Origin of the sequence: Pseudomonas sp. FSL R10-2189, from assembly GCF_009600325.1 — a bacterium.
Taxonomy (GTDB): domain Bacteria; phylum Pseudomonadota; class Gammaproteobacteria; order Pseudomonadales; family Pseudomonadaceae; genus Aquipseudomonas; species Aquipseudomonas helleri.
Map to the genome: position 1 here is coordinate 66,587 of NZ_WIVZ01000024.1, position 19,416 is coordinate 86,002.

The 19,416-nt window shown below is 58.1% G+C and carries 22 protein-coding genes; 10 read left to right on the top strand and 12 right to left on the bottom strand.

Features of this window, described 5'->3' with window-relative positions:
* Positions 1–36: 36 nt before the first annotated feature.
* The 3 genes from GHO32_RS17440 to GHO32_RS17450 all read right to left on the bottom strand — a co-directional run bounded on the left by GHO32_RS17440 (position 37) and on the right by GHO32_RS17450 (position 2,080).
* The gene (locus GHO32_RS17440) at positions 37–198 is read right to left on the bottom strand and encodes a DUF2986 domain-containing protein (protein ID WP_082148799.1); all 162 of its coding nucleotides are present in this window, start codon (positions 196–198) and stop codon (positions 37–39) included.
* A gap of 108 nt (positions 199–306) precedes the next feature.
* A complete protein-coding gene (locus GHO32_RS17445; protein WP_153335445.1) occupies positions 307–663 on the bottom strand; it encodes a VOC family protein in 357 nt (118 codons plus the stop codon).
* A 49-nt stretch (positions 664–712) separates the two neighbouring features.
* On the bottom strand, positions 713–2,080 hold the full coding sequence (locus GHO32_RS17450) for a CoA transferase (RefSeq protein ID WP_153335444.1): 1,368 nt from the start codon (positions 2,078–2,080) through the stop codon (positions 713–715).
* A 93-nt stretch (positions 2,081–2,173) separates the two neighbouring features.
* Between GHO32_RS17450 and GHO32_RS17455 the strand changes: the two genes are divergently transcribed.
* The 6 genes from GHO32_RS17455 to GHO32_RS17480 all read left to right on the top strand — a co-directional run bounded on the left by GHO32_RS17455 (position 2,174) and on the right by GHO32_RS17480 (position 7,187).
* Positions 2,174–3,328, top strand: coding sequence for a citrate synthase (locus tag GHO32_RS17455; RefSeq protein ID WP_153335443.1), 1,155 nt, complete (start codon positions 2,174–2,176; stop codon positions 3,326–3,328).
* A gap of 200 nt (positions 3,329–3,528) precedes the next feature.
* Positions 3,529–3,876: a metalloregulator ArsR/SmtB family transcription factor gene (locus GHO32_RS17460; RefSeq protein ID WP_153330226.1), complete on the top strand. Its 348-nt coding sequence runs from the start codon at positions 3,529–3,531 to the stop codon at positions 3,874–3,876.
* 18 nt (positions 3,877–3,894) lie between these two features.
* A complete protein-coding gene (locus GHO32_RS17465; protein ID WP_153335442.1) occupies positions 3,895–5,178 on the top strand; it encodes an arsenic transporter in 1,284 nt (427 codons plus the stop codon).
* 27 nt (positions 5,179–5,205) lie between these two features.
* Positions 5,206–5,676, top strand: a complete 471-nt coding sequence (locus GHO32_RS17470) for an arsenate reductase ArsC (protein WP_153330228.1) — start codon at positions 5,206–5,208, stop codon at positions 5,674–5,676.
* Positions 5,677–5,687: 11 nt separating this feature from the next.
* Complete coding sequence (gene arsH / locus GHO32_RS17475) at positions 5,688–6,380, top strand: arsenical resistance protein ArsH (RefSeq protein WP_153335441.1); 693 nt, start codon at positions 5,688–5,690, stop codon at positions 6,378–6,380.
* A gap of 111 nt (positions 6,381–6,491) precedes the next feature.
* The gene (locus tag GHO32_RS17480; RefSeq protein WP_153335440.1) at positions 6,492–7,187 is read left to right on the top strand and encodes a class I SAM-dependent methyltransferase; all 696 of its coding nucleotides are present in this window, start codon (positions 6,492–6,494) and stop codon (positions 7,185–7,187) included.
* 3 nt (positions 7,188–7,190) lie between these two features.
* Here the strand turns inward: GHO32_RS17480 and yghU are convergent, their stop codons facing one another.
* Positions 7,191–8,030 carry a glutathione-dependent disulfide-bond oxidoreductase gene (gene yghU, locus GHO32_RS17485; RefSeq protein ID WP_178113904.1) on the bottom strand — a complete coding sequence of 280 codons (840 nt, stop codon included), beginning with the start codon at positions 8,028–8,030 and terminating at the stop codon, positions 7,191–7,193.
* Between the two features lie 163 nt (positions 8,031–8,193).
* A complete protein-coding gene (locus tag GHO32_RS17490) occupies positions 8,194–9,081 on the bottom strand; it encodes a serine hydrolase (protein WP_153335438.1) in 888 nt (295 codons plus the stop codon).
* A 256-nt stretch (positions 9,082–9,337) separates the two neighbouring features.
* Between GHO32_RS17490 and GHO32_RS17495 the strand changes: the two genes are divergently transcribed.
* Both GHO32_RS17495 and GHO32_RS17500 read left to right on the top strand, forming a co-directional pair.
* Positions 9,338–10,903, top strand: coding sequence for a cryptochrome/photolyase family protein (locus GHO32_RS17495; protein ID WP_153337968.1), 1,566 nt, complete (start codon positions 9,338–9,340; stop codon positions 10,901–10,903).
* Positions 10,900–11,046: a DUF2256 domain-containing protein gene (locus tag GHO32_RS17500; RefSeq protein WP_368668338.1), complete on the top strand. Its 147-nt coding sequence runs from the start codon at positions 10,900–10,902 to the stop codon at positions 11,044–11,046. The genes GHO32_RS17495 and GHO32_RS17500 overlap by 4 nt, the downstream gene beginning before the upstream one ends.
* A gap of 99 nt (positions 11,047–11,145) precedes the next feature.
* Here GHO32_RS17500 and GHO32_RS17505 read toward each other — a convergent pair whose 3' ends face one another.
* Entirely contained in the window at positions 11,146–12,816 is a 1,671-nt protein-coding gene (locus GHO32_RS17505) for an NAD(P)H dependent flavin oxidoreductase family protein (RefSeq protein WP_153335437.1), read from the bottom strand.
* 77 nt (positions 12,817–12,893) lie between these two features.
* Between GHO32_RS17505 and GHO32_RS17510 the strand changes: the two genes are divergently transcribed.
* The gene (locus GHO32_RS17510; protein WP_153335436.1) at positions 12,894–14,384 is read left to right on the top strand and encodes a PLP-dependent aminotransferase family protein; all 1,491 of its coding nucleotides are present in this window, start codon (positions 12,894–12,896) and stop codon (positions 14,382–14,384) included.
* Between the two features lie 7 nt (positions 14,385–14,391).
* Here the strand turns inward: GHO32_RS17510 and GHO32_RS17515 are convergent, their stop codons facing one another.
* Complete coding sequence (locus GHO32_RS17515; RefSeq protein ID WP_123749354.1) at positions 14,392–14,841, bottom strand: helix-turn-helix domain-containing protein; 450 nt, start codon at positions 14,839–14,841, stop codon at positions 14,392–14,394.
* Positions 14,842–14,962: 121 nt separating this feature from the next.
* Between GHO32_RS17515 and GHO32_RS17520 the strand changes: the two genes are divergently transcribed.
* On the top strand, positions 14,963–16,189 hold the full coding sequence (locus tag GHO32_RS17520; RefSeq protein WP_153335435.1) for an MFS transporter: 1,227 nt from the start codon (positions 14,963–14,965) through the stop codon (positions 16,187–16,189).
* On the opposite strand, the gene GHO32_RS17525 is transcribed toward GHO32_RS17520, so the two are convergent.
* From GHO32_RS17525 to GHO32_RS17545, 5 genes are all read right to left on the bottom strand, one after another.
* Positions 16,177–16,719 (bottom strand): dihydrofolate reductase family protein, encoded by a 543-nt coding sequence (locus tag GHO32_RS17525; RefSeq protein ID WP_153335434.1) that lies wholly within the window; start codon positions 16,717–16,719, stop codon positions 16,177–16,179. The genes GHO32_RS17520 and GHO32_RS17525 overlap by 13 nt on opposite strands.
* An 84-nt stretch (positions 16,720–16,803) precedes the next feature.
* A complete protein-coding gene (locus GHO32_RS17530; protein ID WP_153335433.1) occupies positions 16,804–17,214 on the bottom strand; it encodes a RidA family protein in 411 nt (136 codons plus the stop codon).
* Between the two features lie 65 nt (positions 17,215–17,279).
* A complete protein-coding gene (locus GHO32_RS17535) occupies positions 17,280–18,014 on the bottom strand; it encodes an SDR family oxidoreductase (RefSeq protein ID WP_123749358.1) in 735 nt (244 codons plus the stop codon).
* A gap of 287 nt (positions 18,015–18,301) precedes the next feature.
* Positions 18,302–18,754: a GNAT family N-acetyltransferase gene (locus GHO32_RS17540; RefSeq protein WP_153335432.1), complete on the bottom strand. Its 453-nt coding sequence runs from the start codon at positions 18,752–18,754 to the stop codon at positions 18,302–18,304.
* 53 nt (positions 18,755–18,807) lie between these two features.
* The gene (locus GHO32_RS17545; RefSeq protein ID WP_153335431.1) at positions 18,808–19,413 is read right to left on the bottom strand and encodes a DJ-1/PfpI family protein; all 606 of its coding nucleotides are present in this window, start codon (positions 19,411–19,413) and stop codon (positions 18,808–18,810) included.
* Positions 19,414–19,416 lie beyond the last annotated feature (3 nt).

Here is a 19,416-nt window from a genome sequence, read left to right on the forward strand (position 1 = left end):
CCCCTCTACAGCGGGGGTGTGACTGAGCGCTATCAATCAGCTTTCAGATACAACGGTTGAGGCCTCTGCCGATTCAGTCGCCAACTTCAATCGATCAGCCTTGCTAACGTAAGTGGACTTTTTTTTCGGTGCCAATTTGGCACTGGCCTTCTTGGCATGCGCCTTTAAAAGCTGCTGGATCTTTTTACGACGATTCATCTTGGGTCACTCGGTTTGTAAGCGCTTGAATCATATCAGTTAAAAGACGCAGGCCGGTCACCCGAACACGTACTGCCAAAGTAGGCGAGTAGACCGCGAGAGTGAAATCTACTCCTGGCGCGTCCAAACCGCCAGTTCATAACCGTCAGGATCGACAAAATGAAAGCGGCGCCCACCGGGGAAAGAAAAGGTCTCACGGCTGATCACGGCGCCCAAGCTTTTGATGCGTGCCTGAGTGGCCTCAAGATCGTCGGCGTACACAATCACTAATGGGCCGCCAGGCCGCACCGGTTCACCCGTGGCGAAACCACCCGTCAAGCGGCCATCAGTGAACTCTGTGTACGCAGGACCGTAATCGACGAATGTCCAGCCGAATGCACTGCCATAGAAGGCTTTGCTTCGGCTGATATCACCCACATTGAATTCGATATTGTCGATCTGCCGATCGTTGCCGTTAGCACTCATGTGAACCTCCCGCCTGTCGTGAAAAGAGGTTCATCATAGTGTTATTTGGCTACCACTGCGCAGTGTCAGAGCCGAGTTCATGGGCCGGTAATGCCCACCAGGCCGGGCAGCCTGCGATCTGAACAGGCCATTGGATGCGTTGCACCTCGCCCCAGGCGGTGTGCTCGATGGCCGAGTCTTTATCGGCATCGGTTTCCTCTGCGAAGGCTGGCTCAGTGGTGTGTGAACGATGCTCTTGCAACAACTGCGCGGTCCGCGCCAAGGACAACCGGGCTTGTAGTACCGTGCCCGATTGCAGCCGCTCGGTAATCCCTATGATGGCGGCAGCAGCCATCAGGTAACCCGTCGCGTGATCCAGTGCCTGAACAGGCAATGGCACCGGTTTATCGGCTTGCGCGTGGTGCATCCCGGTATCGGCAATGCCACTGCTCATTTGTACCAGGCTGTCAAAACCGCGCCGATTGCGCCACGGCCCGGTCCAGCCATAGGCATTGAGGCTGATGTCGATCAGCCGCGGGTTGATCTGCTGCCTGACCGCGTTGCCCAGCCCGAGGTTTTCCAGGGCATCGGCGCGATAACCGTGAACGATCACATCGGCCGACGCCAGCAACGTTTTGACGGCTGCCAAAGCAACTGGATCGCGCAAGTCGAGCCGTACCAGGCGTTTGCCCGGCGTCACCTCCGGCACGATGCCGGGTTCATTCCAGTCCGGCGAGTCGATACGCAACACCTGTGCGCCATAAGCCGCCAGGCACCGTGTAGCGATAGGCCCGGCCAGCACCCGGGTCAAATCCAGTACTTTGATACCCGCAAGCGGGCGTGATGGATCAACGGGGTGCACCGGGGTACTTGGCAGGGCTCGGCGCTGCAGGTGAACCAACGGCTCTTGCGCGACCGCACGACCTTGCGGATGCAATGCCCATTGCCCGGACGTGTTCATGTGCGCCGCGCAGCCTCCAGCCTGCACGATTGCCGTTTCAAGCGCTTGGGTGGTCCATTGCGCTACGGCCTTGGCCATGGAGGCTTTATCGATCTGCGCCCCCAACACCCGCTCCGCAGCCAAACGGTGATGCGGGGCATTAGTGTGCAAACGAATCCAGCCATCCTTGGCCTTGTAATCACCCGCAACAGCATCCCACATGGCCGGGATTTGCCAACCCAACGGACGCAATGATGTCCCAAACCAGATCGAGGCCAACCGCCGGTCGACCTGCACCGGTTCAGCTGGCTTGCCACTGCCCAACGCACGCAGCCTGGCAATCGACAAGGCCACGGCGGCCATGGATGCACTGGCCAACTCGGTCACCGGGTAAGCCGACGGCAAGGCGCCTGCGGTGGTTAGCGTGACACCGCTGCAATCATCGAGATCGCCGCCCAATGCGGTCCATACAGCATGCAACATGTCGGGTTTGGTCATGAACTGTGGTCTCACGTGACGTTGATGCAAGCGACTATAGGCGCGCTAAGATTGACGTCAATCTTGATGCAAATGATCAATATGAGGTGCTCAATGTCATGGTTGACCGCACAGCAAGCGCTGGTTTTATTGCAGGTGCAGCCACAAACGCTGTACGCCAATGTCAGTCGCGGGCGGATCCGCGCCAAGCCTGATCCAACTGATTCGCGGCGCAGCCTGTACCAGGCCGAAGACGTCAAACGCATGGCTTCCCGGCAGACCGGACGGCGCAGTGTGGCGGCGGTGGCCGCGCAGGCGATTGCCTGGGGCGAGCCGGTGTTGTCATCGTCGATTTCAACCGTGGACAACAACCGCTTGTGGTATCGCGGCCAAGAGGCGGTAGCCCTGTCACACACGCAGTCGCTGGAACACATCGCGTGCCTGTTGTGGCAAGTGCCAGCGGTGAGCTTTACGGCACCGGCACACCAGGCCGACGCTTACCCGCGTCTGACTTCCCCTTTGGCCCGCGCAATGCAAGTGCTGGTTCCCTGCATCGATAGCGCACTGCCCTCGCGCGGACGTGCTGCACCCGTGCTGGTGGAGGAAGCCATGGGCCTGATCAACATCATCACCGCTGCCATGCTGGAAGACTCAGCCACAGCAGACATGCCGCTGCATCGTCGCCTGGCTCTGGCTTGGGACGTGCCTGAGGCAGAAGAGATCCTGCGCCGCACCTTGGTACTGCTTGCCGACCATGAACTCAACGCTTCGGCATTTGCAGTGCGCGTTGCGATATCGACCGGTGCATCCATACCCGCCAGCCTGGTGGCGGGCTTAAGCGCACTGACCGGGCCGCTGCATGGCTCTGCCGTCAAAGGCGTGCGCGCATTAAAGACCCGCGCCGAACAACACGGTGTGGTTGAAAGCGTGCGCGATCATTTACAGCGCGGTGACACACTGCCCGCCTTTGGCCACCCTCTTTACCCCCATGGCGATGCGCGTGCAGCAGCCCTGATGCAGCAGTTCACGTTGACGCCGGTGTATCAGGCCATCAGCGAAGCCGGTGAAGACATCTCTGGAGAAAAACCCAATATCGACTTTGTGTTATCGGCATTGGCCGACACCTATGCCTTGCCCTCTGATGCGCCCGTCATCCTCTTTGCCCTGGCGCGCTCCGTCGGCTGGGTGGCGCATGCGCTGGAACAAAAAGCCACAGGCCAACTGATCCGGCCCCGCGCGAACTATGTGGGCGAAGCGGTGCAGGCTTGAGACCTCACACCCGTTTTCTTGTAGTCGCTGCCGAGGTACGAGGCTGCGTTGCGGGCTGCAGGGCCGCCATACAGGGTCGCTGCGCAAGCTATCGCAGCCTCGTACCACGTCAGCGACTACAGGTGTCTATTAAATTCAGGCTTGCTTGAAACATATGGATAAACGTATATTCGGATAAACATATATACAGAGACAAATCCATGCTTAATCCAGCCGCCATTTTCAAATGCCTGGCCGACGAAACTCGGGCCAGAGCCACCTTGCTGATCACCCGTGAAGGTGAGCTATGCGTGTGCGAGCTGGTCTGTGCTCTGGACGACAGCCAGCCGAAAATATCCCGGCACCTCGCTCAATTGCGCAGTTGCGGCTTGCTGCTTGATCGTCGTCAGGGTCAATGGGTGTATTACCGCTTGAACCCGGAACTCCCCGCCTGGGTGCGTGAAGTGCTGGAAACCACCCTGACGGCCAACTCCGAGTGGCTTGCGTCAAACACTCGCCGCCTCAGCACCATGGATGGCCGCCCTCTCAACACAACAGCGTGCTGCTGATCAAAGGACGAGACGCTTATGCTCACCGCCTCTGCGATTTTTTTGTTCACGCTGGTCTTGGTCATCTGGCAACCCAGAGGTCTGGGCATCGGCTGGAGTGCCACATTGGGCGCTGCGCTGGCCCTGATTACAGGGGTTGTGAAGCTGGATGATATCCCTCTGGTCTGGGGCATTATCTGGAACGCCACGGCCACCTTTATCGCGGTCATTATCATCAGTCTGCTACTGGATGAAGCCGGCTTTTTTCAGTGGGCGGCACTGCATGTAGCGCGTCTGGCCAAAGGCAAGGGCCGGCGCCTTTTTGCCTTTACCGTGCTGTTGGGTGCTGCCGTGTCGGCCCTGTTTGCCAATGACGGCGCGGCCCTTATCCTCACGCCCATCGTGATGTCGATACTGCTCGCCTTACGCTTTTCGCCCGCCTCTACCCTGGCGTTTGTTATGGCCGCCGGGTTTATTGCCGATACCGCCAGCTTGCCTCTGGTGGTCTCAAACCTGGTGAATATCGTTTCGGCGGACTACTTCGGGCTGAGTTATAGCGCGTACGCCTCGATCATGGTGCCGGTCAACCTGGTGGCAGTCGCCGCAACCCTCGCGGTGCTCTATGGGTTTTACCGCCGCGACATCCCGCACAGCTATTCACAGGACGACTTGCAAGAACCTCGGCAGGCCGTGCGCGACGTCATGACCTTTCGCGCAGGCTGGGGGGTGCTGACTCTGTTGCTGGCGGGGCTGTTTGTGCTGGAACCCATGGGCATTCCCATCAGCGCCATCGCTGCGGTGTGCGCCGTTATTTTGCTGGCGGTTGCTGCCCGTGGGCACATCATTTCGACCCGCCGCGTGGTTCGCGAAGCCCCTTGGCAGATCGTTCTTTTCTCGCTGGGTATGTACCTGGTGGTCTACGGGTTGAAAAACGCTGGCCTGACACACTATCTGACCCTGGCCCTTAACCATCTGCTCGACTCCAATCTGTTGCTGGTCACGCTGGGCACGGGGTTTCTCTCGGCGTTTCTGTCATCGGTCATGAACAACTTGCCTGCCGTATTGATTGGCGCCCTGTCGATCCACGCCAGTGAGGCCAGCGGAGTCATGCGTGAGGCCATGATCTATGCCAACGTCATCGGCGCCGATCTGGGCCCGAAAATAACCCCTATCGGCAGCCTGGCAACCCTGTTGTGGCTGCACGTTTTGCAGCGCAAAGGCATTCGCATCACCTGGGGTTACTACTTCAAGACAGGCGTGATTCTGACCCTGCCGATTCTGCTCATCACCTTGTCGGCCCTTGCCTTGCGCCTGAGCCTTTAACCCTCTGCCCAACCAGTGAGCAACTTTATGCGGATCCTGTTTATGTGCACGGCCAACAGCTGTCGGAGCATTTTGTCCGAGGCCATGTTTAACCACCTCGCCCCTGGAGGCGTTCAAGCCTTCAGTGCCGGGAGCTTTCCCAAGGGCCAGGTTCTGCCGCGCAGTTTGAGCACACTGCAACAAGCCGGTATCAGCATCGCGGGCTTGAGCAGCAAGGGCAATGAAGCCTTCGAAAGCAACCCGCCCGACATCGTGATTACCGTCTGCGACAAAGCAGCGGGCGAAGCCTGCCCTGTGTACTTTGGCCCGGCGATCAAAGCCCACTGGGGGCTTGAGGATCCATCAGAAGTGGTTGGCGATGAAGCAGCAATTTCAGCGGCTTTCGACGCGACCCTGGCGCTTATTGAAAAACGTTGCCGCGCCCTGCTGGCCCTGCCTTTTGCCCAGCTGGACAGTGCAAGCCTGAAGCAGCACCTGGACCGCATCAGCACCCTCTAACCGGAGCTCCCATGACCGATCAACTGCCTAATCTCGTCACCTCATTGGCCACCGGCACGCTGGTAGATGCCGACGTGCATAAACCCCGAATCCTGCTGTTATACGGCTCAACACGCGAACGTTCGTTCAGCCGCTTACTGGTTGAAGAAGCCGCCAGATTGCTGGAGCACTTCGGCGCCGAAACACGGACTTTCAACCCCAGCGGGTTGCCTTTGCCGGACGACGCCCCCGTCGATCACCCAAAAGTGCAGGAACTGCTAGAACTGATGCAGTGGTCTGAAGGCCAGGTCTGGTGTTCACCGGAACGCCATGGCGCCATGTCTGCGGTGTTCAAGGCGCAAATTGACTGGGTGCCTCTGGCCTTGGGAGCCGTGCGCCCCACCCAGGGTAAAACCCTGGCGGTGATGCAGGTTTGTGGCGGCTCGCAATCCTTCAACGTGGTTAACCAACTGCGAGTTTTGGGGCGCTGGATGCGGATGTTCACGATCCCGAACCAGTCGTCAGTCCCCAAGGCCTACCTTGAGTTTGATCAACACAACCGTATGCAACCCTCTGCCCTGTATGACCGGGTGGTGGACGTGATGGAAGAACTGGTCAGGTTCACGCTGCTGCACAGAGAACGCCCTGACTTGGTGGACCGCTACTCGGAGCGCAAGGAATCAGCTGAAGCATTGACTCAACGGGTTAATCAACGCTCCATTTAGTCGTCAGCGCCACACCGCAGACCCGATATGCCAAAATCGCCCTTTTGCCCAGAACGAGCGTTTGATGGACTCACGTGAGTGCCGCGCATTCGGGCTGACAAGGAACCGCAGTTGAACGAACACACATTGTCCACGCGCCTGGAACGGGTGGCGGCGCACGTGCCCGTAGGGGCGCGATTGGCAGATATTGGCTCGGATCATGGCTATCTGCCGGTGGCACTCGTACACCGTGGCATCCTCTGCGCAGCAGTCGCAGGTGAAGTGGCCTTAACGCCCTTCCATGCCGCACAACGTACCGTGCGCGAGAACCAGCTTGAACAGCAGATCACGGTGCGCCTGGCCAACGGCCTGGCAGCCATTGAACCGTCCGACGGCATCACTGCCATCAGCCTGTGCGGCATGGGTGGCGAGACCATTAGCGACATTCTCGACAGCGGCAAGGCGCACCTGCATGGTAAGGAACGCTTGATCCTGCAACCCAATGGCGGCGAACAACCACTGCGCCAATGGCTGATGGACAACCACTACCGCATCGTCGCTGAAGAGGTGCTGCAGGAAAACCGCTTTTACTACGAAATCATCGTCGCTGAGCGCAGCGGGCCCGTGACCTACAGCGCCGAAGCACTGTATTTCGGGCCGCTGCACTTAGAGGCCCGTAGCCCGGTATTTCTGGCCAAATGGCAGCGCATCCTGGGCGAGCGGCAAAAAACCTTGAGCCAGCTCACCCGTGCACGACACATCATCCCCGAGCACAAACGGCAAGACCTCGCCCAACAGATACGCTGGATCACTGAATTGCTGGCCTGACTATTAATCCAGGTCAGCCGCCTCATGCCGCTCAGGCACCTGGCTGGCCTCATCGCCCCACGTCCGGTTAACCCGCAGACCGCGAATCACCGCCGGGCGCTTGGCAATTTCTTCAGCCCAGCGCTGCACATGGGTGTATTCGTGGGCCGACAGGAACTCAGCCGCCGAGTACACCGTGTTGCGCACCAGTTGACCGTACCAAGACCAGACCGCGATATCGGCGATGGTATAGGTGTCGCCCGCCAGATACGGGCTTTCAGCCAGACGACGGTCCAGCACATCCAGTTGCCGCTTGACCTCCATGGTGAAGCGGTTGATCGGGTACTCGAGCTTTTCGGGCGCATACGCATAGAAATGTCCAAAACCGCCGCCCAGATAAGGCGCAGCACCCATCTGCCAAAACAGCCAGTTGAGGGTTTCGGTACGTCCGGCCAGATCGGTCGGGATAAACGCGCCGAATTTTTCAGCCAGGTACAGCAAAATGGAACCCGACTCAAACACCCGAATGGCAGGCTCTACGCTACGGTCCAGCAAGGCTGGAATCTTGGAGTTCGGGTTGACCGCGACAAACCCGCTGGAGAACTGATCCCCCTCGCCGATACGGATCAACCAGGCATCGTACTCAGCCCCGGAATGCCCCGATGCCAGCAACTCCTCCAGCAGAATCGTCACCTTCACCCCATTGGGCGTGGCCAGCGAATACAACTGCAAGGGATGCTTGCCGACCGGCAGTTCCTTGTCATGCGTGGGCCCGGCAACCGGGCGATTGATACTCGCAAAATGGCCGCCAGACGGAGCGTTGTTTGTCCAGACTTTAGGCGGAACGTACGGTGTATTGCTCAAGAGACGGACCTCATCGGTAGAGTGCTGAGAAGGCATGAGCCTGAAAAAACATGACCGGGCTCAATGGGCACAGCACACCATAGTCGGTGCGCGAATGCTACAGCGGCGTGTCTGGATCGAGGGTGCAGGTTACGGAGTCCAGCGATTGCTGAAACACGTGCCTTCAACTCCCCTGCCGCAAAACTTGCATCAGTTGCTCAACCACAACAGCTTCCACAGCACCCTCACTCGCGCCTTGCTCAAAAGCAGCGCAACAAGCCGCTGTGTCGCCATCGGTTATACGGTAGACAGCAATGACACTGCCAGGCCCGCTGCCTGTGTGCCCACAGAGGGTATATCCACCCGCAATTGCTCCCTGCATCACCCCCAGGCCATAGCCCGGTGTGATCCAGGGTCGCCCTGGAATCGGGCCACCGACTATTCGTGCTGTCTGCATGTCCTGAAGCAAGGCTGTAGGTAGCAAGTCTGTGCAGAAGAGTCGGTCCAGAAATAGCGCCGCATGCGAGACAGGGCCGATTAACAAACCGTGATACACCCAGGCGGGATCATAAGTTGAGGCGCTTCCGAGAATGGATGCTTGCAGGTCTGCGTGTGTCTTGGCAAAGCGAACGATTGACAGATCCGTAGGGGCAAGCACCCGTTGAAGCACCGCTTCTTCAAGTGTCTGATCAGTTAGGCGCTCAATTAGCCTGCCAATAAGCCAGTAACCCACATTCGAATACCGCCAACCGGTTCCGGAACTGTATCGAAGTCGGGCACCGTCGAGGCGTTGCATCATTTCATCAGCAGACCAGGCTGGTTCGCCGTTGCTAACGGCTGTGTGATAGTCAACAAGTTCACCATAATCAGCCAGGCCCGCCTCATGCCGCAGTAGCTGGCGTAATGTGAACGGCTGATCAAGTATTGGCTCATCCAGACTGACCAGCCTGTCACGTACTAACGTTAAAGCCGTCGCAGCCAGGACTGTTTTAGTAAAGCTCCACCAAGGGACCATCAGATCTGATGGGGCAGACGATTGAGGCTGACCGTTTGATATGAGTGAACTGAGCATTGGCTTCCTTGGAGGGTTGAGCGGATCGACACGATATCCCATTCACTCTTCCTGGACGTAGCCGCGCCAAGCTCGGCAACTGCTACGACGATCAATACAATCCGTAGGAGCGAGCTTGCCTCGCGATCTTTTGATCTTAAAGGCAACGTCGTCACGCCACGGTCGGCTGAGTGAGGGATGCTTTCACAATAAACTTGTACAAACTATTTGTTTTGTACAAGAATTCGCACTCACTATCCTTGAGTGCATTCTGCAGATGAGAGCCACACCGCCATCGGACCGTAACGCCAAGCCTGGCCGGTTATGCCTGGTCCTGGGCGACCAATTATCTTTCGAGCTGGCCTCACTGCAGGGGCTGGATAAAGAGCGCGATACAGTGCTGCTGGTCGAGGTGATGGAGGAAGCCAGTCATGTTCCCCATCACCCGCAAAAAATCACCCTGATTTTCAGCGCGATGCGCCACTTTGCCGAAGCCTTGCAGCAGAGGGGCATCAAGGTGCAGTACGTAAAGCTGGATGATCCGGACAATACCGGTTCAGTACCCAGTGAACTGCACCGTTGGCAGGCACTGCTTCAACCGCATGAAATCCACCTGACAGAGTGCGGCGACTGGCGTCTGGAGCAATCCATCAAGGACTGCGGCTTGGCTGTACATTGGCATGGCGATGATCGCTTTCTGTGCTCACGTGCCGAGTTCTCTCGCTGGGCGCACGGTAAAAAGCAACTGCGTATGGAGTTCTTTTATCGCGAGATGCGCCGCAAGAGCCGGTTGTTGCTCAATGGTGACGGCAGCCCGGTTGGCGGCGCCTGGAACTTTGATGCAGAAAACCGCAAGGCATTGCCCAAGGGCGTCAGGCCTCCCTCGCCCGCCCGTTTTACCCCGGATGCAATCACCCAGGAGGTGCTGGCGTTAGTCGCAAAACACTTCTCCAGTCACTATGGTGCTCTCGAGGCGTTCGACTATCCGGTGACTCACGGCGAAGCTCAGGCGCTTTGGGATTACTTCCTCGATTGGGGCCTGGCAGCCTTTGGCGACTACCAAGACGCCATGGCCAGCGATGAACCTTTTCTGTTTCATGCCCGTATCAGCGCGGCGCTGAATATTGGTTTGCTGGATCTTCGCCAGCTGTGCAGCGATGTGGAGTCGGCGTACTGGGCCGGTAATATTGCGCTCAACGCCGCCGAAGGTTTTATTCGGCAATTGATCGGCTGGCGTGAGTATGTGCGGGGCGTGTACTGGCTGAAGATGCCTGACTATGCCCACGGCAATGCTTTCGGTAATACCAGGCTGTTGCCAGAGTTCTACTGGACGGGCAAAACGAAGATGAACTGCATGCGCCAGGCAATCAACCAGAGCCTTGAGCACGCCTACGCTCACCACATCCAACGGCTGATGGTGACCGGCAATTTCGCCCTGCTCGCCGGAATTGCCCCGAGCGCAATCTGCGAGTGGTATCTGGCCATCTACATGGACGCCTTCGACTGGGTGGAACTGCCCAACACCCTGGGTATGGTCATGCACGCCGATGGCGGTTATCTGGGTTCCAAACCCTATTGCGCGAGTGGCCAATACATCAAGCGCATGTCTGACTACTGCCGTGGCTGCGCCTACAAAGTGAGCGAAAGCACCACAGACGACGCCTGCCCGTTCAACGCGCTATATTGGCACTTCTTGATGCGTCACGGCGACCGCCTGCGCAGCAACCAGCGTATGGGCATGATCTACAAAAACCTCGACCGCATGCCTGAGTCCAAACAACAGGCATTGTGGGAACGCGGCCAGTTGTTGCTCACTGCCTTGGACAACGGTGAATCGTTGTGAAAAAAAGTGAGCTGCCCGTCAAAACCTGCGCCACCTGCGGGCTTCTGTTTAGCTGGCGCAAGAAATGGGCTCGCTGCTGGGAGGATGTCCGCTACTGCTCGGAGCGTTGTCGACGGAGCAAGAAGAAGCCAGACAGTCTTTGACATGCGAAACAGACAGGAGCTGGCGATCTGTAGATTTTGGGGATTCGCCGCTCACCTGAGCGGCGGTCCTGCGGTCTGCATCGCAGCCTGGGTTGCTTGTCAGCGACTCCGTTGCTCGCCAATCAGGATGTCTTCAAAAAACGCCCCGACCGGTTCTGTGGGGTGACACAGCTGAATTTCCAGCACCCAGACCATTTCGCTCGGGACGATCTCGATCTCTGCCAGCTTGTCCTGCCCGAACAAGGCATGTGGGAAGTCGGCAATGCGGTGCCCGGCCAGGTTGCGTTCAAGGCGCCAGCCTTTGGTGTGGGCGCTTTGCTCTGCAAAGTCATAGAGTTCGCGCCCGGTTAGCCCGCGGTGCCAGGCGTCGCGGGTTTCGTCGAACACTTGGTGCAACGCCTTGACGCAGTCCTCATACAGCCGGTGCTCACCGAAGACGAACGTGTCGCCATAATCCCCTTCATAGCCGTCCCACACCGGGCCAAGGTCGACGACCGCGATGTCGGTGGCGCGCAGCGTGCGCTGTGGGTCAATGCCTTGGCGCGGAGTGCGGATGGTGTCATCGCCAAAGCGAATATAAGTAGGGTGCCAGGTGTGCGACGCCCCCATGCTCTGCAGGGTTTGGCTGGCCATGTCGAGGGCTTGTGCCGTGGTCATGCCGACTTGCAATTGCTCGGCGATGGCAGCCAATGCCCGTACCGTTTGCTCACGGGCAGCGAGCATGCCATCCAGTGAGTAGCGTGGGCCGACTTTTTCCAGCACCGGGTCCAATGCCTTCGGTGATGAAGCTGGCGGTAATGTACCGCTGGGAACGAAGGCTTCAGCGACAAACCGATGGGCCTGCACACCCGAAGCCAGGCAGGTTTCACGCACTTGATTGATCATCGCGTTATTGCCACAGGCATAGATCTGGCTATCGGCCCAGTTGTGCGGCTGCGCCTGCGCGACCTTCTGTACGCGGGCATCTGCCGACAGCACCCGATGCCACTTAAAACGTGGATGGGCGCGGCTGGCCTGCTCCAGAAACTCAGCATCGTAGAAGTCTTGTGGCGCTGAATTACCCCAATACAAGGTAACTTCGGCGTCACGGGCCAACGCCGTTAGCAGCATCGGCTTGATGCCGGCATACCCGGTCCCGGTGGCGAACAACACAACCGGGCGCTCATCCTCATGCTGCCAGGTGCACGCGCCGACAGGGCCTTCCAGGGAGAGCACATCGCCCACTTGCAGGGCTGCCAGAATACCCTCGGAAAACACGCCGCCCCTGACCTGACGAATATGAAACACACACTGACCCTGGTCCTGTGCAGGCAAATTGGCCACGGAAAAACAGCGGCTATCGCCATCATCGAGGCGAAATCTGACGTACTGGCCGGCGCGTACCTCAAGGGGCTGAGCGGGCAGCACAACCAGTTCGACGATATCCACGCTCAGTGCCCGCTTGCTGATCACCCGTGCGCTGACGTCCCGCACCGGCGCGTCCAACGACCATCCGGGTATTTCCAGGCGCAGGTCGCTGCAGGCATGGCTCTGGCACAGCAACATCTCGTCCGCCGCCAGCGGGTAGCAAGGGGCTGGCGCGTCTGGCGCGAGCTGCTTTGCGCGGTAGTGACCTGAAACCACCTTGACCTTGCACGACCCGCATGCACCGCGCCTGCAAGAAAACGGCACCGCGAGACCGCTGGCGAGCATGCAGTCGAGGAGTACTTGATCGGCGGCTTGAAAGGATTTGCCCGAGGGCAACAGCTCTACGACATGGCGGTTCTGCATAAACACCTCAGGGCAATTGAGGTTCGATTGTTGCGTTAGACTAGGCCCCCAAGAACCTCCAGTTTTGGATAATTCATATGGTCCAGCTTCGCAAATGGCGCCCGCTGCTTAAACTCGATGGCGCGCAGCCGCAAGCGTCATACAGAAAGATTATCGAAGGGTTAGTGAGCGCGATTGTCGAAGGCCGTCTGCGCCCCGGAACGCTGCTGCCCGGTACGCGGGAAATGGCACGCCTGCTGGACGTTAATCGCAAGACAGTGATCCTTGCCTACGAAGAGGCAGTGACCAAAGGCTGGTTGGTCAGCCTTCAGCGTCGCGGCACGTTTGTAAGCACGCAACTGGCGCCAGGAAAAGTTGCGGCCCCCAGTGCCCCCGCGTCATTTGCCCTGGCGCTCAAGCCAACCCCGGCCGCGATCTATTTCGACCCGGGCGAACAAGTCATCGCGCTGCAACATCAGGCCGGGGCACTGTTTTTCGATAATGGCGCCTCTGACCATCGCTTGCTGCCCCAAGCAGTGCTGCACCGTTACTACCGCAACGCTTTGCGCAACAGCTTCACCACCAACACCGTGCGCCATGGCAGCGAGAGCAGCAGTCAGTACCTGCGCAAAGCCCTGGCCGAAATGCTGCGCCATAATCGCGGCCTGACGGTGGACGCGCAGCAGATTTGCTTGACCCAAGGTGTGCAGATGTCCCTGTACCTGACGGCCAGTGTGATGCTTAAGCCCGGCGATGTGGTGGTGGTCGAACGCCTGAGCTACCCCCCGGCCTGGGAAATTTTCCGCCAGTTGGGCGCACGACTGGTCACCGTGGAACTGGACGATGAAGGTTGCCGTGTCGATCAGCTCGCAGAATTGTGCCGGCGGCACAGCGTGCGGATGGTCTATCTCACCCCTCACCACCAGTTCCCTACCACCGTCAGCCTGCGTGCCGGGCGTCGTCAGCAACTCCTGGAACTGGCCCGACTGCATGACTTCTGCATCATCGAAGAAGACTATGACCATGAGTACCACTTTGCCGGGCGCCCCTATTTGCCTCTGGCCAGCGACAGCGCGCAGCGTCATGTGATCTACATCGGCTCGCTGTCCAAATCGCTGGGCAGCACGTTTCGTTGCAGCTACATCGTTGCCCCGCCGAACCTCATCCAGGCCCTTGAGCGCACCGCTGCGGTGACCTTGGGCCAAGGCGATGCCGTCATGCAGCGGATGCTGGCGGACTTGATCAACGACGGCGAACTGAAGAAGCATCTGCGCCGGGTCTCCAGAGAATACCGCCAGCGCCGGGACACGCTGCTCAGTTGCCTGCGGGCAGCTTTTACCGAGCAGATATCCGTACAGGAACCAGAAGGAGGACTGGCGCTGTGGGTCAGGTTCGTTGACTCAATCGACGTCAACCAACTGGTTGAAAAAGCCCTGGAGCTGGATCTGGTCATACGCAACGCTCGCCAGTTTTCACCCGACGGTCACCCTGAAAATGCCCTGCGCCTGGGCTTCGCCTCGCTCAATCAGGAGGAGATCCGCAGCGCTACACAGCGCCTTGCCCAGGCGGCGCAGGCGATCAAGCGGTAAAACGCATTTACAACACCTCTTTATCGACCCGGGTTTGCTCCGCAGCAATCACCCGCCCATCTGCCGCCACTGGCTGCATGAGCGGCAACGGTTGCTGTGTCACGGTATCCAGCAGTCGCGAATGGGCTTCATGTGGCTCGAACAGGTGCTGCTCCCCCCATTGGCGCAGCGCCACGACCAGGGTAAACAGGCTCTCGCCCTTGGCTGTCAGCACGTACTCCTGATACGACGTGCCATCGGACGCCGGACGCACTTGCAAAATATCCGCATCAACCAGCGCCTTGAGGCGCTGGGTCAGAACGCTGCGGGCCACCCCAAGACCACTTTGAAAATCGCCAAACCGGCGCACGCCATCGAAGGCATCGCGCACGATCAACAATGACCAGCGATCGCCAATCAAGTCGACTGTTCGTGCCACAGGGCAGGTTTGCGCTGAAAGATTGTGGGTTTTGCTCATGCCGGTTCCTTGGTGTGTGTCGGACATCAGATCGAATCAAAAAAGCAGTTTCATTTTAAGACTGATAGACCTAGAATCAAATCAGTCTTTTTTTGAGACTGGATTAACCAAAGGTTCGACTATGCCCATTGATCAATGCCTGTCCACCCGCCCCTTAATGCCTGAACCCGTGAATACGCCCATGCCGCGTAGCCTGGTGGGGCTATTTGCCTGCGCGAGCGGGTTGAGCGTCGCTAACGTTTATTATGCCCAACCGTTACTGGATCAAGTGGCCACAGATTTTGCCATTAGCCAGGCAGCGGTTGGCGGAGTCATTACCGCGACTCAGGTCGGCAGCGTACTCGCGTTGCTGCTGATTGTGCCGCTGGGCGACCAGATGGACCGTCGTTCCTTGATGTTGATGCAGATTGTCGCGCTGATCGGCGCACTGTTTTGCGCAGGCATGACGCACTCTCCGACGTTGATGTTAGTCAGTATGCTGGCCATCGGTCTTATGGGTACGGCCATGACCCAAGGCCTGATTGCCTATGCCGCGACGGCCTGTTTGCCGCAAGAACGCGGGCGCGTGGTAGGGACAGTTCAGGGCGGGGTCGTTATTGGTCTTTTGCTGTCACGGCTGGCCGCCGGATTGATCGCGGACATGGCCGGTTGGCGCTGGGTGTATCTGGGCGCGGCGCTGGTGATGATGGCGCTGGCGGTTACGCTTTGCAGATCACTGGTTTCGCAGCGTCCTTCTACGCCCCCCATGCCCTACCCGAAGCTGGTGTTTTCAATGTTCACGCTATTGGAAAACGATCGCGTCCTGCAAGTCCGCGGCATGCTTGCACTGTTTATATTTGCGGTGCTGAGCATCTTCTGGAGCGCGCTGGTTTTTCTGCTGACGAGCCCGCCCTACTCCTTTTCGCATACCACTATCGGCACCTTTGGTCTGGTCGGTGTGGTCGGCGCATTAGCAGCGGCACGTGCAGGCATATTGGCTGACAGAGGTCTGGGTCAATGGACCACCGGTTTATCACTGGCGCTGCTAATACTGGCCTGGCTGATGCTTGCGCTCACCCCCTGGTCCATCCTGTGGCTGGTGCTTGGCGTGGTGGCGCTGGACCTCGGCGCCCAGGCCATTCATGTCACCAATCAGAGCATGATTTTTAGTACCAGTACGGGCGCGCACAGCCGGGTCGTTGGCTGCTACATGCTGTTTTATGCCGTGGGCAGCGGCCTCGGCGCACTCGCCTCGACCACCCTCTACACGCTGTATGGGTGGACGGGCGTTTGCGCGCTGGGCGCCAGCGTCAGTCTGGCAGCGCTGGTGTTCTGGGGGTTGACACTAAAAGGCACTCAAAGCACTTGATAGCGACTTTGCACAAAGCCGTTATCGGACATCGACGAGTCGATCAGGCGTAGTTTCTGTTCGGCGCCCAGCGGGCCAAACAAGGGGATACCCCGGCCCAGCAGCACAGGAATGCGGGTGATGACGAGCTCATTGATCAGGCCCGCCGCAAGAAAAGCCTGAACGGTCTGCCCACCGTCGATGTACAGATGCTTCATACCACGAGCCGCCAATTGCGCCACGATATCGGCCGGCTCGCCTGCCAATACTTCAACCTTGCCTTGCAAGGGTTCAGGCAGGCTCACGCCTTGACGGGACAGCACGATGACCGCTTTATTCGCATAGGGCCATTCAGGAAATGACAGCACCTTGTCCAGGGTTTTGCGCCCCATGACCAGCGCATCGATGCTGTTCATAAAGTCTTCGTAGCTGAGGCCATTCAACGCAGGGCAGTCATACTCAGGCGAGTGCAGCCACTCAATATCGCCATCTTCCCGCGCAATAAAACCGTCGACACTGGCAGCGATAAACACCGAGCATTTGATATCCATAACCTGCAGCTCCTTTTTTTGGGCGCCGTTTATAGCATGAACGGCACCGTCAGAGCTGCGCTGATTAGTGGAATAGTTCTGAGCTTAGTCCCTCGCAGACGCTGATCGCTGCACGGCGATGCACTTGATCTCCACCAGTAAACCGGGCTTGGCCAGTTCACTGACGCCAATACAGGTCCATGCGCAGGTGTTGCGGGGGAACAGGCTGTCTTTCACCTGCCTGAACAGCAGCATGTGCTGGTTCATATCGATGTGGTAGGTGGTCATTTCGACCACATCCTCAAAGCTACAGCCACCGGCTGCGAGCACCTGGCGAAGGTTTTCCCAGGCAGCCAGAAACTGTTGTTCGGGGTCTTCTATCACCTGTAAATCCGCCGCGCGCCCGACCTGACCTGCGCAATACAGCGTTGTACCTACTTTGACCGCGGGCGCATAACCGGCGCGCTCAGCCAGCAGTTTCATGGTGTCTGGAACGATGATCTGACGATCACTCATGGTGGTCACTCCCAACCCACCACTTTGGCGATGGGCGCAGCTTGCTGGCAAACGTTAACAGGGACTCAAGGTTCCTGACGGGTTGGCGCAATGACGATTTCGCGAATACACACGCCTTGCGGCTGCGAATAGGCGTAGCTGATGGCTCTGGCGACATCTTCCGGCGACAGCACAACACCGCCCATGCCTTGCTTCCACTCTTGATAGCCGTCCTTGATGCTTTCGTCTGTGGTGTGGCCCAGCAATTCGGTTTCTACCGCGCCTGGCGCGATGGTCACGACCCGCACGTTGCTTGGAGAGAGTTCTTCACGCAGGTTTTCGGACAACCCGTGGACCGCAAATTTGGTGCCCACGTAGACGGCATGATTCGGAAAGGTTTTATGCCCGGCCACCGAACCGATGTTGATGATGGTGCCGTGCTTGCGCGCAACCATGCCGCTTGCCACGGCCAGTACGCCGTTGAGCAGGCCGCGTACGTTGACGTCGAGCATCGTGTCCCACTGAGACGGGTTCTGTTCGCTCATGCTGCCCAGCAGCATCACACCCGCATTGTTGACGATGGCATCCACCGGGCCGAATTGTTCTTCGGCCTGTCTCACCGCGTTAACCACCGCCTCGCGGTCGGTCACGTCTACCGACAAAACCAACGTGTTAGGCAGTTGCAGCGCCAGCATGGGTTCCAGCCTACGGGCCAGCAGCAGCAATGGATGGCCTTCGCTCGAGAGCAGACGTGCGGTTGCCAGACCGATCCCGGAGCTCGCACCCGTGATAACGATCAGAGGTTTTGAAGTAGTAGTCATAGCAGGTGCTGCCCCTCAGGTATCCAAAAGACCGATGTCTATCAGCGATTCAAGGTCGCCATTTTAGAGGGCCAAGATCACAAAAAAAAGTTTTCGGCGCTCTGAATGCAGAGCAATCGACGATTGCTTGAACCACTTGGCAAATTGACAACACGGCCTTAAAACCGATGAAGACATACCCGTAGCAGTTGACGAGCTTTGCGAGGCTACGTCCGGCTGCGCAGCAGTCGTAAAACCATGCTCTGCGGTGTGTCATTTGAAACTGCTACGTAGCCTCGCGGTGCTCGTCAACTGCTACGAAGGGTTGGGATGCTCTTTTCAAAGCGGATATCACCCTCGGGCAGATTCTTCACAGGCTGCCAGCCAAGTGCTCGATAGAAGCCATTGGCGCGGCTGGCTTCAGCGGTTTCCAGCCATATGGTTGAGTGCTGCTCAAAGAGAAAGGCCTCGACCTTGGCCATCAACAGGCGACCCAGTCCGAGCCCCTCGTAGTCCGGCAGAACGAAGGCGGCAAACACACACGCGTCTTGCAGATCAGCCATGGAAAACCCGACAGGGATGCCATCGACCTCGGCAACCCAAATGCAGGGCGCCTGGGCAATAGCTTCACGGATCGCGTCTGGCGTCACGCCGATGTCTGCCAATTGCTCACGTGACAAATGGTTTTCCCGAACACGGGTTCGAATATCAAAAATGGTGTCGATATCGCCCTGATCAGCAACTCTTATTGTTTTTTCCATAAGGCGCACTCCGTTTAATTCAGCCATTGAAAGCTACTTGTTACCCAAGGTATTTATTCAACGTATCGACGTCGCTCTGTGTACGTAGCCAGCGCCTCGCCGACCGATGCTGGCATCAGCTCCAAATACACCGCAATCGCCGCCGCATAATCTCGATAGGCCCAGGGCTGGGCAGTAATCACATTGTCATCAATCACAATATTGGCCCTTTCGAAAAAACTACCCCTCCAGTACCGGGCTGCTGCCTCAACCTTGTCCGTATGAGCATGTTCTTGCGTGTAGTTGTGGGTAGCACGACGTCCCTTCAATACACCGGCGTAGGCCAGCACCAAATTACCCGCACAAATCCCGGCCATCAGCACAGAGCGCTGCATTTGCTTGTGTAACGCCTCAACAATAAGCGAACCGGAGGTTAATACCCCCCGCGAATCACCGCCAGGCACCAGCACCGCGACTGTTTCAGCTTTTGCGAGCGCCGCATAATCGCCATCGACTTGCAGCTCAAAGCCTTGAGAGCTTTTATGGGACTCGCCCTCAGGGGTATAAAAACGCACAACGTAATGGCCTGACAGTTGCTCAAGGGCCAACGCAATTTCGAAAAAAATGCAGCCGGGATAGAGCACCACAGACACTTCACGCGCCAAGGCTGGAGTTGTCATCAC